Raw genomic sequence first — 14,627 nt, forward strand, 5'->3', positions numbered from 1 at the left:
AACTGTGGTGTGGCGGGACAACCGAGCCGGCAAGGCAGCCAGCAGCTGGACCGCGGCTCGTCCGGCCAGTTCCCTCACGACTGCCCGCACCTGACTGCTGGGCCGGTTCGGCCATGCAGTCCGCACGCTCAGCGGCAAGGTCCTGACCCCGTACCGGCTGCGCCACACCGGCATCTCGTGGAACTGCAGGACGGTGTCCCGATCTTCGTCGTTTCCCGCGACGCCGGGCACGAACCGTCAACACCACCGACCGCTACTACGGGCACAACGACCGCAAGGCCAGCGAATCAGCCGCCCAGGTCATCGCGGGCCGACTGCCCCGAGTACGCGCCAGCATGCTCAGCATCGCAGCCTGAGTCGCGACCGCCCACCGATCAGTGCGACAGCGGATTTCTCAGATGAGATGCACACAGGATAGATTCGAGGCGTCAACTGTTTGAGCGATCGGATGGTAGGCGCGAATACCCCTGAGTGAGCCTCGAACCGCCGCAGACCGGTTCGGGGCTCGTTCGGATCCGGGATTCCTTTCGGCCAGCGGGTCCATCTACCCCTACGCTGGTTTGACCGCATCCCGGGGAACCCACTGTCGAAGAGCGACTTCGCTGGTGCGGAGGGCATAGCGGGGCTACGCGGGCGCCGGCTCGACAGTGAATGGCGTGCGTGCGGATGCGCAGCGCGGCGAGTTGCTCGGTGCGCGGGAAGTCGGTCAGCGGTGCCGGGACTGTGGTGCCATCGGTCCGGCTACCGACACCCAGGGCTGCGGCATGCGAAATGATCGCATACCGGGTGGTCGGCCGTCGAGGCGGGCACGCTGATCAGTAACTGACGGCAGTCGAACTCCCCGGGCGGTGCGCTGTCGGATGCCAGCAGGAGGTCGTCGATGCTGCGGTACAACAGGATGTTGTACAACGCGTAGTGGTTGGCGGCAGGCGCTCGATACCGGTGATGCTGTCGGCGAGTACGAAGTCGGCGTAGCAGGCGGTTTGCGAGGTGGGTGGTGGATTTGTGAACGAAATCGGGGTTGACGTTGGATTATGTGCGCCTGCTACTGATTCGCTGCGCCCACAGCGAATCGTATGACGATGGTGTGGCCGGTGAGAAGGGCGCACGCGTGCTGCGCCCGACGGGTAGAAGTCAGACTGCGCGGTTGGCGGAGCGTTTGGCTGCCGAGCAGTCCAGCCACGGGATCACCTGCGTGTACAGCACACGCGCGTCGCGTGGCGCAGACCCCCGCGGTGGTGGCCGACATGCTGGGGCTGTCGGTGTGCACGCGCAGCTTCTCGGGCCGCCGGTGGGGGAGTCGACGCGGGAACTGTCATCCGCTCGGCTTCGAGGCGGTCGGTGAACAGATGTGGGAGCAGTGGGCGGCGCGAGTGGGCTGCGAGTTGGAGCTGATCGCGGGGATACATCCCGGTGAGGCAGTGGCGGTGGTCTGCCACCAAGCCAGCGTCCTCGCGGCGGCCCAGTATTTTCTGGAGGCGACTTACTCGCGGGCGCATGCTTCGGTGGAGGTCGACCGCACCGCGATCACCGAATGGCAGTTGTGCCCGCTCGATCGCGAGGCGAGTGGGAAGTGGGCTGCGGTGGGTGTTGCCGGCGCGCGAACGATGCCGAAGACCTGAGTCCCCCACTGCGCGGCGTCACGCGGCGGCGACGACATCCATGACCATCGTATTGCCGCGATGTGCGCGCGGTCGGAGTCGGCGATGGCGCGTTCGGTCGGTCCTGCGTGGGTCAGTTCCGCGGTGCCGTTTCCTGTAGAACGAGGACGTTGTACGGCCGCGGTGGGTATTTGAAGGTGTAGGCGGTGATGATGCGGTTCTCGTAGCGCTGTGTCTCGGGATTCCAGAGGAAGATTCGCTGGTTGAGCACGTGCTCGTCGGTGGCGCGGATTCTGGAGATCTCGGGCCATTCGGGTGCCTGTTCGCAGGAAGCGATGATCTGCTGGATGCGCCGCTGGGGTATCCGGCCGGGCGCGACAACGAGGAAGGCGTTGGCCATGACGATGGCCCGCTCCTCCCAGTTCCTGATCACTTTCTTCGCAGCGGGAGCCCGGACCACCCATTCGAGCAGATTCGGTCGCACGTCGGCGTCGGGTGCGGGGGCGACAAGTCCGGGGAAGCGAGTCAGCAGTGGTTGGTTGGCGGCGTACAGGTCGAAGGCGTCGTCGTGGTAGCAGGCGGGATCGAGGTTGTGGTCCAGGCCAAGCTGGTCGTCCGGGGTGACCACGGGCGCCATGTCCCAGTTGAGCTGGCTGAGCAGTGGCTGTGTCAGCGCGGCGTACTTGGGTCTTCGCCACTTGGGGACCTCGAGGCCGTTCAAGAACGCCTCGAGTGTCTCGGCCGAAGGAGTCCGCCCTTGACGCTCCCACGCGTAAATCAACGTCTTCGAGACCTTCACGATCTGGGCAGCTTCTTCGCGCGTCAGATCCGCGGCTTCGCGCTCGGCCCGCAGTAGCTTGGCCAGTACGGGTAGATCGGCATCGTCAACCATGGCATCCGCCTTTGCTCGGCTTCCAGCAGCCCCAAGAGCGTGTGCGGTGCAACTGGGAGTGCAGACTCGCGGGACGCTTCGTGGCTGCCTAACAGGTCAGACTAAGGCAAAGAGGCCAACCGTCTCCCGATGAACCAGTGGCCGGTGACCCGAACGTGGCGCAAATCATATTGGTGCACAACGTTTTTCATTGATGGCTGATAGAGCGACGAGTTGGGCGGGATGCCCTCGGTCTCGAGGCGACCGATCTAGTCATCGACGAAGATGTCGTTGGTCAGCGGACCGGTGCCCGAGGTTGCGCGGTAGCTGTCCAGATCGGCGATTCCGTGGGCGACAAGTACTTCCTCGTCGAGCATCAGTTGGCCCGTGCAGGTCGAGCGGGTGAGCACCAGCAGTGCCGCATCAGCCATGACCCAGACATCGCGCGAGGTTGCGGCGACGTCGCCGCCGCCGATCTTGTTCCGCACGGCCGCGGTGTCGATCGTGGTGCGCGGCCACAACGAGTTGACCGCGATGCCATGATCATCGAGTTCCTGTGCCAGCCCGATGGTCAGCAAAGAAGCGCCGTACTTGCTGACGGTGTATCCGGGAAACCTGCCGATCTGCTCGCGAGCCAGGTTGATCGGTGGCGAGATGTTCAGGACCTGCGGTGCTCGACCTGCCCGCGCCGAATCCTGAAGCGCTGGCAGACACAGTTTGGTCATCAAAAGCGTTGCACGACAATTGATGTCCTGCATGTAGTCGTATTGGTTCATCGTCAGTGAGATCGCTGGTGCGGGCTCGATCACCGCCGCCACGTTCAGCAGCATGTCGATTCCGCCGAACCGGTCTACGGTCCGCTGCACAGCATCCGCCATCGCCTTGGCGTCGCGCACGTCGGCGGCGATCGGCAGGATATCCCCACCGGCGGCCTCCGCCTCTGCGGCCATGGTATGGATCGTGCCGCTGTACCTGGGATGCGGTGTAGCCGTGCGACCGATCATCGTCACATTGGCTTCCTCCGCAGCCAGCCGTATCGCGATCGCAGCACCGATACCTCGGCTAGCTCCAGTGACGATCGCTGTCCTGCCGGCCAGCAGGCTCGAAGACACTTCACCTAAGGACATCGGATCCCCCATCTGCGCATGATCGACTTCTCGCACACTAACGGCTGACCGAGCTCAGTGGCGGGTGCGCAGGTATCAGGCACATTCCAGGTCCTCCATCTCCGCCCACAGGGGCTGGTAGTCGGGGTGATCGGCGACCCAGGCGGCGAAGCGGCCCCATTCCCAGCCACCGGCGCGGACGTCGGCGACGCGCAGGCTGCGGGTGTAGTGGATGGAGGCGGCGGTGAACGCCAGCGCCGCCTGCACCCGCTGGATGTTCAGGGAGCTGGCGAACACCCGCAGTTCGAGGGTTTTGCGGGGGTAGGGGTTGATCGCCTGATACCGCTCCAAACCCAGCGCGTGCTGGGGGCCTTTGGCGGTGTCCTTCGTGCGTGCCCGCGCCGTGCGGTCGAACGGTGCGTATCGGGAGCGGCGCCGCGCGAGGGTGGAGACGGCGGATTCGTTGCGGTACAACAGCTTCATCCACCGGTAGATATGCGCGGGGGAATCGAACCCGTCGCGGCTGGCATGGACATGCAAACCGACAGAGGAGTCGGTGTCGCAGTCGAGGTCTTCCAACGCCTCGAGCAGCGGCCAGGGGAACCGGTCGATGGCATACCGGTAGGACATGGGATGGGTTACCAACTCGAATCCTGTGGGCTGGATCGAGGAATCCTGCTTCAGATACCCCAGGCCGCCGAGGTGTTCGGTGGCGACGGTGACGCATTCGCCGTAGCGGTAGTGCGGGACGATGATCTCCAGCTCCAACCCCAGAAACAGTGGGCCTTCGCCGTGGAAGCGGGGGTCGGGTTTGTAGGTGTAGTGCCACACATGGTCTCGGCCTGTCCGGCAGTCGCAGGTGTGACCGGGGCGGGTCAGGGTGTCGCAGTGCGGGCACGGGGTGAGCCGGTGGGCGCAGCGGGGGCAGGCGCGGTACCCGCCGGCGACGTAGCGGCCGTTGGCGGTGTAGCGGCTGCACTGGAAGCAGACGTCGAACAACACGGTCGCGCAGCGCAGGCACACCGGGTCGTCGGTGTCGGTACGCACTGCGGGGCTGGTGGGTTTGCGGCAGGAGACACACGGCCCCAAGCCGGGTACACATTGGGCGCAGTATTGCTGCTCATCGGCGGTGTCGATCAACGCGAGCGAGGGCTCGCGACAGCGATCACACAGCGATATCCGCCCCGCGCAGCGAGGACAGACGAACTGGTCTTCGACCGGGTACCGGTCACCGGGGTCACCACTGCCGCAGACCGCGCACAGCGCAACAGGGAGGGTATCGGGCATGACGGGCCACCTTCCGGAAACGACAGAACGCCAGACCGGAAGGCGTCCTCCGGTCCGGCGTTCAGGGGCAACAGGGCGTTGGTGATGTGGTGCACCGCGAAGCCGCGGGTCGGGGGCTCACGCGGACGAGTGGTCACCGCATTCGTCGGGGCGACAGGACCCCGCGACCAGTCGGGGAGACTGCGGCTATGCCGCGCCGCGGGCTGCCACGGCGTCGTGGGCGGCCTGCTCGAGAGCGAGCAGGCGTTCGTCGGCGTGGCCGTGCCAGCGGGTTTCGAACCCCGCCCGCTGTTTGGGCACCACACCGTCGGGTGCGGCGACGAAGAACTCCTCCAGCCGGGGATAGGTCGTCGCGTGCTCGGTCAGCCACACGCGGGTGTGGTCACCGTCGAGCGTGCAGGGGACCTGCAACCTTGCGGCGATTCGGTGCAGGATCTCCACGGTTTCGGCGCGGCTTCCGCGGGCGAGGGTGTCGACGGCACGCCAGGCGCGGGCGGGTGCGGTGTAGCAGCGGCGGACCCGGTAGACCGCCCACCGGCAGTGATCCAGCTGCGCTTCGGCCAGGGCGAGGATGTCGTGGGCGCCGTCGCGGCGCAACCGATCAGTCAACGTCTTCCCCGGTCCGAACAGTCCGGAGTTGCGGTTGAGCGCGACAGCGACGTACTCGTCCACCACATGCTTGAACGCCTCCGCCGGCGCGGCCTGGAAACGCGCCAGCTGCTCCGGCCACCCTGGCACTGATACGAAGCAGCATTGGCGGCAGCAGGATTTCGGCCACCACACCCCGAACAACCCGAACAGGTATCCCTGGCAACGGGCGCGGGACCAGCCCGCGGCGTGCAGCGGGTAGATCGGGTGCCGGCGCCCACCCAACGTCACCGACGAATCCGTGGCGATCCGGCGAGTTTCCTCGGCGTTGTAGCCGACCGCGTGCACATACCGCGCGGAACCCAGATGCGTGGCCCGCCATGTGTCGAGCGGTACTCCTTTTGCCTTGGCCGAACAGGTGCGGTTGCCGCCGAGGGTGGGCAGCACGCCGTTGCCGCGGTGCTCGTCGCTGAGCGCGTAGAAGCCGTACTTCTGCGGGTCGGGGTGCAACTGCACCGGTTGCCGGGTGTCCTGCAACACGACGATCCCGTCCGCGGCCGACGGGCCCTTGCGGGCCACTTCGACCAGGCGAACCGAAGCCTGTCGCAGCAACGGCAGGACGTGGGTGGCGACCAGGTCGCAGGTGCTGGTCCACTCGTCACCGGTCTGGGCGATCAACACGATCAGGTTCGACAGGTCATCCAGTAGTTCCGCGGGCCGAAATGCCGGTTCGAGCAGTGTGCGCACTATGCCGCAGGTGCTTTCCACTCCCATGCCGTAGGACCAGCACACTGGGACCGCGCCGCCGAAAAGGTCCGGCACAGCGAACAAGCCGTCTGTGGGGTCGACCATGCGGGAACTCCTTTCAGCAAGGGGTCTCAGATGAGTGGTGGGCGTCGGGTGTGTGCCGATGTATGCGGCGAAGCCGCTTTCGCCTTGGGCCGCTGACACCGTGGATTTCGGGCACCGGGCATCGGTCACGCGGTCCAGTCCTCGATCGGCGGGGAGGTGGTGGCTTCGGTGATGATGTCGGCCATCGAGCGGTCGGCGCGGAAGCGGTGGCCGATCGCGTGTTCGACGGCGGCGTATTGCGCGGCCAGCTCGGGAAACAGTTGCGCGGCACGCATGAGCGCAGCGCGGGAGGAAAGGACACAGAAGACGCAGGACGCGCGCGGGAGTCCGGCAGCGTAGGCAGGGTGGGGGCGGGTGCCGGCCGAAGCGATACGCGCCCACACATCCTGCACGGTCCAGCCATGGATCGGCAGCCATGTATCGACGTGACGGCGCGTATTGGACACACCGCACGTCACCGCGCGTCGCTCGGCACGGGCTTTCCTGCAGGCGGCGCACAGGCAGGTGGCGCCGGGCTCGTGGACGAACGGTGACGAGCGGCGGCGCTGAGGGGATTCCTCGGCGCGGTGGCCCATGATGTTGAGCACCCGCACCTGCCGACCGGTCAGCCCCGCGGCGCGGGACTCGGCGACCAGCGCGGTGATCACCCGCCGGATCGGGCCCCGCTTGAAATCCGAGGTACTTCTCTGCACCAAGTAACCCAACACGTTCGAGAGCGAGGGGTTGGTCGGAGAAGTTGACGCGAGCCTTCGCATTGCTGTCGCCAGTTCAGGAGTTCAGCCTGCACTGAGAACGGCGGGCGGGCGCCACCGGACCAGCTGATCTCTTCACGCTGCGGGGGTGCGACCTCGTCTACACTTCGAGACTGATACGCGCTTGAGCGGGAGGCAACAGCACCGAGCCGGCAGCCGCCGACCCCCGGCGCCACCTGTGCCGGGCGTGAAGCCCGGGCACTCGCACGCGAATACCGGCGCGAAGCACGCGGACGCTAACCATCCACGACCAATCGGAGCAGCAGCCCCGGCACAATTGCGCCGATATCGGCCTGCGCACCGGTCTAGACTTGGGGGTTACTACTGGTGAGATCGCATTCAACTGTCGTGTATTGGCCCGTCCAGCTCTGGAATTGCTACTGATCGTGACGTCGGGCAGGGGCTGCGGCTGATGTCAGGGGGGATCCGATTGGATGAGCCCCGGATGCCGATGCCGCGGATGGTCCGGTCGGACCGATCCGCCGAGGACACCGGCTGGCCTCCATCGGAGTGAAGGCCAGCTGTTACCCGCCGACTTTGATCCGGCTCGGACGGATGGCGCCGAGCGCCTCCCTAAGGCCACAGTTAACACGCCGGTCAGCGCGGCTGGACTCTGCCGAGCGTTCCCGCCTCGATCACTGGGCGGTCTTTGTGGCGACGAAAGCATGACCTGACGCCGCGTTCATATGCACTTGCATCCGAACGTAAGGTTAAAAGCTGACAAGGCGATGTTTGCGGCGACCCGGTTCTTATCGAGGAACCCGAGAAGAGTGCCGAGTAGGGGCAGTCATGCGGAATTCTGGCAATTATAGTAACTCAGGTCTGTTTCAGGGTGCGATTCATGACACCGGACAGTAGCTGAAGTGTTACTGTCGAGTCAAACGAAATTACTACGCTCCCGACCCGGCGGGGTACTAAACTTCGGGATAGACATCCGATCATCAATTATTCATTGGTCACTCACTTCCGGACCAGATTCCGCATCCAGCACCGGATTGTAACCAACGCTGCACAATTGTCCGGAGAACCGGCGGTGCTGGTTCGCCCAGGCTGCCGAAATCGGGGCGAACACGAGAGCCGGATGCGGGGTGGGGAAGATGTGAGTGAAGCTGTCAAACACAGCGCATGCGAAGCGATAGGGCGAGTGCCGATCGAGAAATGCCATGCCGGTGCCGCTTTATTCCACATCCACTGCGTCCGCATTCAACGCTATCAAGGGGAAATATCGTGGATATCGATCCACTCACCTTGTCCGGTATTATTCCGGCACCTCGGGTAACCGAGTTGGACAAGATCTGCTCACGAATCGCTCCGCCTCCAGAAAACTTCGCACCGCCGGGGGCGATCTGCTTTGCAGATGAACTGTCAAGCCCAAGCGGCTTCGAGCACGCAGAGTTGGTGGCGATATGAACGCTCCATTCCTCGGAAAATGGGTCCTGACCAACACTTTAGACGCCACTAATGCGGTGACAGTGAATGGTTCGGGCCAGATGGTCATGACCCCGTTCAAATCGTCGCCGACCGATGATCAGCGGCTCAATGTGTACGGCGACCTCGATTCCAACGTCGCCTTCCAGGCCGCCAATGAAAAGCATCTAGTATTCAGCTCGGGAGGCACACCGCCCCGGGGTGGAGGACTCTGGCTGGCCACCTGCAGTACCCTGGCCTCCGCCCTGACTTTCCAGCTCGCGGGCGACGCTATTGCAGGTGATGACGTGGAAGGATACACCCCGTATTTCTTTGCCGATGGCACGATGCTGTACGCGGAGTTCGCTTACGACTTCAACGACCCGTCCAGGGAAGCGGGCGGGCGCTTCGACAGACGCGTTATCAGCCCCGGCCTGGCCGATCTACTGACCTCGGGCGGTCATGGATTGGATTTGCGGTGGGTGAACTTCTCCGGCGATGACGTAACCGGAATAAAGTTGACCAGCTGCGATCTGACCAATGCCGACTTCTCAGGTGCGACGCTGATCAAGGCCACCTTGAGTGGGTCGATCCTGAGAGGTGTACGCCTGGACGATAAGACCGAGTTCACCGACGCCCAACTCGACGGCGTCGATCTGACAGGTACGACCGTCGAGAACGTGAACTTCTCCCGCGTCAACCTGCGCAGCGCGGTGCTGAACCAGGCGACGTTCCACCACACCATCTTTGTCGGCGCCGACCTGAGCGATGCCAGCGCTCTCGGCGGCGGGGAAGGGGTGTCCTTCGGTGGTTGTGACCTGTCCTACTCCAAGATGGAGAACGCGAAACTCAAAGGTGCCCGCTTCGCCGCCGGCAACGGGCTACCGGCAGCCGTCTTGGCCAATTGCTTCATGCCGAATGCCGACTTGACCTCGGCGAATCTTGTATCTGTCGACCTGCCACGTGCGCAGTGGTACGGAGCGGCTGCCAGGGCTGATGGGGCCGATCTGACCGACGCCAACCTCTCCCAGGCCAACCTCGCCACCATGGATCTGAGCCAGGTCAAAATGAACGGCGCTGTCTTGTCGTCGGCCAACCTGGTCAACACCGACCTGCGGGGTGCATCGCTGGGCCAAAGCAGCGATAACAGGTTTGTGTCAATGGCATCCGCCTCGCTGCAGGGCGCGGATCTCACCGGCGCCCGGCTTCCCGGTGCCGACCTCTCGGGCGCGGCTGTCGCCTTGAGCATCTCAGGCCCAGCGAAGACGTTCGTCGGTGTGCCGTTGTTCGACATCACCGACACCTCCCTCACCTCCGACCTCGACGGCCGACAGGTGAGCACGAAACTCAAGAACGCCTTCATCAACGCCGGGTATCCGGTGATCGACACAGCCACCATCACCGTCGTCGGAGCCGGACGACAGTGGTCGATCGACAACTACGACACCTCCGGATCCTCCCTGCAGCAAACCTACGGCACGTTCTCACTGCTGTTGCGTACTGGTCAAACCAGTGCCATCCGGGTGTACGGTAGCCCGCCTCTGCTGGTCACCGCCTACAACGCAGACAACGAGCAGACACAACAGGCGCCCAACTTCGGTGAAACCAAGGGCCTGATGGAGGCCATCGACGATGACACCACCTGCCCCAACGGCATGCGATGGTCCCAGCGCAATCACGGCATCGAGGTGGAGACCCTCATGACAGCAGGAGAGCCGCCCCATCCGCCGGCATGCGTGCCCTCAGAAGACAATTGGTGCTTCCTCAGGTAGTTAGCGCGCCTGGCCTTGCACGGCTCCCCGAAGTCGCCGAGATTTCCTGCCCACAGGGCCCCGGGTGAGACAGACGCCGTGCATCTGTAACCACCATCACCGAATCGAGTCGAGTCGGCCCACCGGCTGGGTGCTGCCGGTGGGCCGGGCGCTAAGTGCATCGTTCTGTCGAGGAAAGAGGAACTTCCTATGCCTTCCACCGATCGCGTCACCTTCCATCTCGATCTGAGCCATGTTGCCGATGGCCAGCAGCGTGAGTATTGGGTCAAGGGCTATCGCAGCGAATATCCTGTGCGGGCACATACCCCGCAGACACTCGCGCAAGCCCGCCAGCAGAACGCGGCGTTGGCAGCGATGCCCGAGGAACAGTCGGCCCGGTTCACGCATTACGCCGAGAATGTGGTCGTGTCGCAGGAGGCGCCGCATCATGTGCGCGTGCACTACCGCGACGATGACTCGCCCTTGCCCCCGTTGGTGGCGATGACGATCCACGTCCCACGCCACGCACGGGTGGCGGCGCGCACCACGACACCCGCTCTGCGGAAGATCGCCGAGAATGCCGTGGTCCCCAACTCCACCCTGGCAGCCTTCGGTGTGCCGGAAGCCACCTTGGCCATGACCCTGGATGCCGACTTGTTGATGACACCGATCGAGACGGCCAAGTCGATCCTGTTCCATCATCCCGAGCTGGCCAGTCTCGACAGCCACACCGCCGCCATCGTCATCGACACGATCGCCAATACCGGCGGCATCCACGACTTCGCACTCGCCCTCTCCAGCCAAGGTCAAGCGACGACAACGGGTGGATGGGCCACGATCACCGCGTGTACCGATGAGCACGGCGCCCCTTACAGCTACAACCCGACCGGCCCCTGGGCCAAGGCCGGACAAACCGTGTATCACTACCAGCTCAGCGACCAGACGGCGGGCGCGGCCGGCCAAGGGCCACTGTGCGAGGCGATCCGTAAAACCAAAGACGATCTGCGACTGCGCGATACGAAATGGTCGGTCAACCCGGGACACCCGGTGGCCACCCAAAACCCCGGCGTGTCACCTCCACGCGCTGCTGGTACCGGCGTGTTCGGCGAGGCCGCAGGTACCGATGGCTACACGTTCACCCTCAACAACAAGACACCCGGACACGGCCTGGACGTCCCGACGAATCTGCTGTCGTTCCACAACGGCACCTTCACGCTGGCCGCCCGAAACGACTACCTGCGCACCCTCTCGGCCTATGTGCGGTTCCGCGACGACGCCGGCAACGTGCTCACCAACGTCAGCGGCTTCCAAGGAATATGGGATGGAATATTCGATCACCCCAGCAGCGGGAAATACTTTCTGGGTACCGTTCCAGCGGTCAACGCCGTCCTGGGCATCCCGACCCCGACAGACCCCACCAAGCTAACGTTCACCTGGCCGGAACAGGCCAGCGAAGCCGAACTGCTGTGGGGCGGGATCGGTCTGTCCGACTGGGATACCGACATCGATGTGCCCGGAGCCGTCGCGACCGGCATCTTCCAATACGGCGTGCCGGTGCTGTTCCTCGCCGCGGGAGCGATCATCACCAGCAGCGGCTGGTACAAGGCGCTGATAGCCGACAAGGAACTGATGCTCGCGCTCAAGGCGGCGGCCGCCTTCGTATTCGCCGACTACGTCGGCTATCAATGGGCTGAGGACGGCATGAAGAAGGCTTTGGCGACCCTCGCCGGCAAGCTCGCGGGCATCCTTGTCGACGCCGCGGTGGAGAAACTGGCGACCTGGGTCTTCACTCGGATCGCGGTCGCCGAAGTCGAAGACGCCATCCCGTTCGTCGGGTGGGTCCTTCGTGCGGTGAACATGGCCATCACCGCTGCAGAGATCACGGAGACCACCGTCGAGGTGCTGAAGTCGCCTGCTACCTACACCGTGGAAGTCAAGCGTCAACTACAGATGCAACTGACTGTGCACCCCGACCCGACACATGGGCGCACCCCCCAAGACGCGGTCTGGCCCACCGAAGCCGACCACTGGGTCGCGATCGTGCAATACAAGGACGGCACCAACTACCAGCAGACCGGTGCCGTGCCGGTCGATGGGCATGCCGGCGACCCGGTCATCACGACCTTCACCGACCTCCCCGCGGGCAGCCAGCTACAGGTCGTCTTCGGGGTGTACTCCGACACCGACTGGCTGGCAGGACGCTGGCAAAGCGCCTGGGTCGATGCCGTTGTGCCGCAGGGGCAAGCGCAACTGCCGATCGAGGGCTCGATCCAGGAGAGCCTGGTGCCGCTGACCACGCAGACGCAGTACCGCTACAAGCAGAAAACCGCCTGGGACTCTCAGCAACGCAAGCACGTGTGGCATGTCGGTGATCAACCCACGCCCGTCGCAGCGAATCTCAGCTGCGTCAACAGCGGTGACAACCTGTGCGCGCTGACAGATGTCACCCTCAACGACAAGGCCTACATGCTCGGCTACTGCTGGAGCGCCTCCGGCCAGAACTATCCCGGCCCGGGATGCAGTGAAACCGGCCAGTCATACAGTTTCGCCAACATCAGCACCCTCGCCGACCCCTCGGTGGGTTACAAATTCTCCGAATGCGGCTTCAGCGACCAACCTTTCATCGTCTACGACCAATTCGGTCCCGCGCCGCTGTTCACCCTGCCGTCGGAGGTCCAATCCGACCTCGACGCAGGCCGCGTCAGCAAGCCCATCCAAGACGCGTTCGCTGCGGCGAACTACCCGATCACCAACAGTCAAGGCCAGACCGATCCCACAATCACCGTGATCACCCGCACGGCCGAATGGAGCATCACCATCGGCGCCACCACCCTCTACGACATCAGACGTGTCACCGACCAACTCCAGGTCTACCCCTGGCCGCAAAAGGCATTCAGCCCCCACAACTTCTACGCCGAACCGAAGCTCGTCGGCGGTGAGGTCAACTACTTCCTGCGCCAGGTCGTGCTCGACGAAACCACACCCTTCGGTGTGGGCCAGCCCAACCGCAAAACTCTCGGCTACTTCACCATCCCGCACATGGACGCCTTCGCCGTGCACCCCAACGGCTACGTCATCGCCGCCAGCTGGGCCAACAGCACCATACAAATCCTGAAACTGCCCACCTCCCCGGTCGACGACGCACAAGCCATGCCCGCGCTGACCATGGGTGGTGCAGGCACCCGGCAGGGATTGATGTCGGGACCGTGCGGACTGGCGGTCACCGAAGACGGCCGGATCCTGATCCTCGAGAGCCTCAACCAGCGCATCCAAGCCATCGACATCAACGGCAACCCCGTGCACTGCTTCGACGGCGGCGTCGTCCCCAACCTGTCACCCGCCACCGCCACCACCTCGGCCACACTCGACACAGGACTGGCGCCACTACCGCTACGCCAAGCATTCGCCAACGCCGGTGTCACCCTCTCCTCCGGTTACCGCATCGACGCCGGCGACACCGTCTACCTCCTCACCCGCACAGGCGACTCCTTCGACGTCACCCTCAGCACCGGAGAAGACCTCTCCACCCAATGGGCCATCAACGACACCACCAACGGCAGCAACTACCAGGTCACCCTCGAAGGCGGTGAGCTACACGTCGAACAAAACAGCAAACCGCTGTTCACCCTCGCCGCGAACGACGTCCACATGCTGCGGATCAACGCAGTCTCCACCGACATCCTCAACGAATTCAAGCAACACGGCTACTACCTACCCCAAGCCGCGGACGTCAAAGTCACCGGAAACGGCTACCAAATCGACAGCGGCATCGAGACCGGCCTCGCCCAAGGAACCATCCCTGACAGCCTGCGCGCGGCCCTCGAAAACGACCGCGGCATCACCCTGCCCGCCACCTGCACCCTAACCCCAACCGTGACAGTGCAGGTCCTGGCACCCGGCGCCACATGGCTACTCACCGACACCGTCAGCGACACCTCCTACCGCATCACCATCGACCAGAACGATCACTCCCACCTAGCTGTGCACCACTGGAACGCCACCACGGACCTGCACAACCCCGGCCCATCGGTGACCTACCTCGACATCGCCACCGAGATGAAGGGCTATGTCTACGTCCTCGGCCACACCGGCGGACAAACACCCCAACAATCCGACTACTTCCTCGACATCTACACACCCACAGGAACATGGCTCTCGCGCACCCCCGACGGCACAGACCAGAAAGCAACCAACCCCAACGCCGCCAAAATGATCGTCGACCAATGGCGCACCATGTTCACCCTCAACTACGAGCACTACCAAAGCGACCACGGCACCGAACCTTCTATCAGCCAATGGGTGCCGAACACGCCACACTGAGGTTCCCCCGCTTCCTTGGAGGGCTCTGAGCATGGTCCGATAGGACCGGGAAGGAGCCCCGCGTGGCAGCACCGAAGAAATACCCGGACGAG

General features: G+C 64.1%; 9 protein-coding genes. 3 read left to right on the plus strand and 6 right to left on the minus strand.

Translation table 11 applies throughout. The features are described from left to right. Positions 1–1,217: 1,217 nt before the first annotated feature. Positions 1,218–1,622: a histidine phosphatase family protein gene (locus tag AB0L97_RS37385; RefSeq protein WP_364439493.1), complete on the plus strand. Its 405-nt coding sequence runs from the start codon at positions 1,218–1,220 to the stop codon at positions 1,620–1,622. A 112-nt stretch (positions 1,623–1,734) separates the two neighbouring features. On the opposite strand, the gene AB0L97_RS37390 is transcribed toward AB0L97_RS37385, so the two are convergent. The 6 genes from AB0L97_RS37390 to AB0L97_RS37415 form a co-directional block, all read right to left on the minus strand. Beyond that, positions 1,735–2,493, minus strand: coding sequence for a helix-turn-helix transcriptional regulator (locus AB0L97_RS37390; protein WP_364439496.1), 759 nt, complete (start codon positions 2,491–2,493; stop codon positions 1,735–1,737). Positions 2,494–2,741: 248 nt separating this feature from the next. Next, positions 2,742–3,611, minus strand: coding sequence for an SDR family oxidoreductase (locus AB0L97_RS37395; RefSeq protein WP_364439499.1), 870 nt, complete (start codon positions 3,609–3,611; stop codon positions 2,742–2,744). Between the two features lie 63 nt (positions 3,612–3,674). Continuing rightward, positions 3,675–4,865: a hypothetical protein gene (locus AB0L97_RS37400; protein ID WP_364439502.1), complete on the minus strand. Its 1,191-nt coding sequence runs from the start codon at positions 4,863–4,865 to the stop codon at positions 3,675–3,677. Positions 4,866–5,051: 186 nt separating this feature from the next. Further along, the gene (locus AB0L97_RS37405; RefSeq protein ID WP_364439505.1) at positions 5,052–6,305 is read right to left on the minus strand and encodes a hypothetical protein; all 1,254 of its coding nucleotides are present in this window, start codon (positions 6,303–6,305) and stop codon (positions 5,052–5,054) included. 125 nt (positions 6,306–6,430) lie between these two features. Further along, positions 6,431–6,952: a hypothetical protein gene (locus AB0L97_RS37410; RefSeq protein ID WP_364439508.1), complete on the minus strand. Its 522-nt coding sequence runs from the start codon at positions 6,950–6,952 to the stop codon at positions 6,431–6,433. Between the two features lie 1,054 nt (positions 6,953–8,006). Further along, the gene (locus AB0L97_RS37415) at positions 8,007–8,222 is read right to left on the minus strand and encodes a hypothetical protein (RefSeq protein WP_364439511.1); all 216 of its coding nucleotides are present in this window, start codon (positions 8,220–8,222) and stop codon (positions 8,007–8,009) included. A 241-nt stretch (positions 8,223–8,463) separates the two neighbouring features. On the opposite strand from AB0L97_RS37415, the gene AB0L97_RS37420 reads away from it, so the two are divergent. Together AB0L97_RS37420 and AB0L97_RS37425 are read left to right on the plus strand one after the other, a co-directional pair. Then, on the plus strand, positions 8,464–10,236 hold the full coding sequence (locus AB0L97_RS37420) for a pentapeptide repeat-containing protein (RefSeq protein ID WP_364439514.1): 1,773 nt from the start codon (positions 8,464–8,466) through the stop codon (positions 10,234–10,236). 189 nt (positions 10,237–10,425) lie between these two features. After that, a complete protein-coding gene (locus AB0L97_RS37425) occupies positions 10,426–14,535 on the plus strand; it encodes a hypothetical protein (RefSeq protein ID WP_364439517.1) in 4,110 nt (1,369 codons plus the stop codon). The last annotated feature ends 92 nt before the right edge of the window (positions 14,536–14,627 follow it).

This window comes from Nocardia sp. NPDC051911 (genome assembly GCF_040681035.1).
GTDB classification, from domain to species: Bacteria; Actinomycetota; Actinomycetes; order Mycobacteriales; family Mycobacteriaceae; genus Nocardia; species Nocardia sichangensis.

Coding starts and splice junctions, on each gene's coding strand:
- AB0L97_RS37390 (WP_364439496.1), bottom strand. CDS start 2,493: ATGGTTGACGATGCCGATCTACCCGTACTGGCCAAGCTACTGCGGGCC.
- AB0L97_RS37395 (WP_364439499.1), bottom strand. CDS start 3,611: ATGGGGGATCCGATGTCCTTAGGTGAAGTGTCTTCGAGCCTGCTGGCC.
- AB0L97_RS37400 (WP_364439502.1), bottom strand. CDS start 4,865: ATGCCCGATACCCTCCCTGTTGCGCTGTGCGCGGTCTGCGGCAGTGGT.
- AB0L97_RS37405 (WP_364439505.1), bottom strand. CDS start 6,305: ATGGTCGACCCCACAGACGGCTTGTTCGCTGTGCCGGACCTTTTCGGC.
- AB0L97_RS37415 (WP_364439511.1), bottom strand. CDS start 8,222: ATGGCATTTCTCGATCGGCACTCGCCCTATCGCTTCGCATGCGCTGTG.
- AB0L97_RS37420 (WP_364439514.1), top strand. CDS start 8,464: ATGAACGCTCCATTCCTCGGAAAATGGGTCCTGACCAACACTTTAGAC.
- AB0L97_RS37425 (WP_364439517.1), top strand. CDS start 10,426: ATGCCTTCCACCGATCGCGTCACCTTCCATCTCGATCTGAGCCATGTT.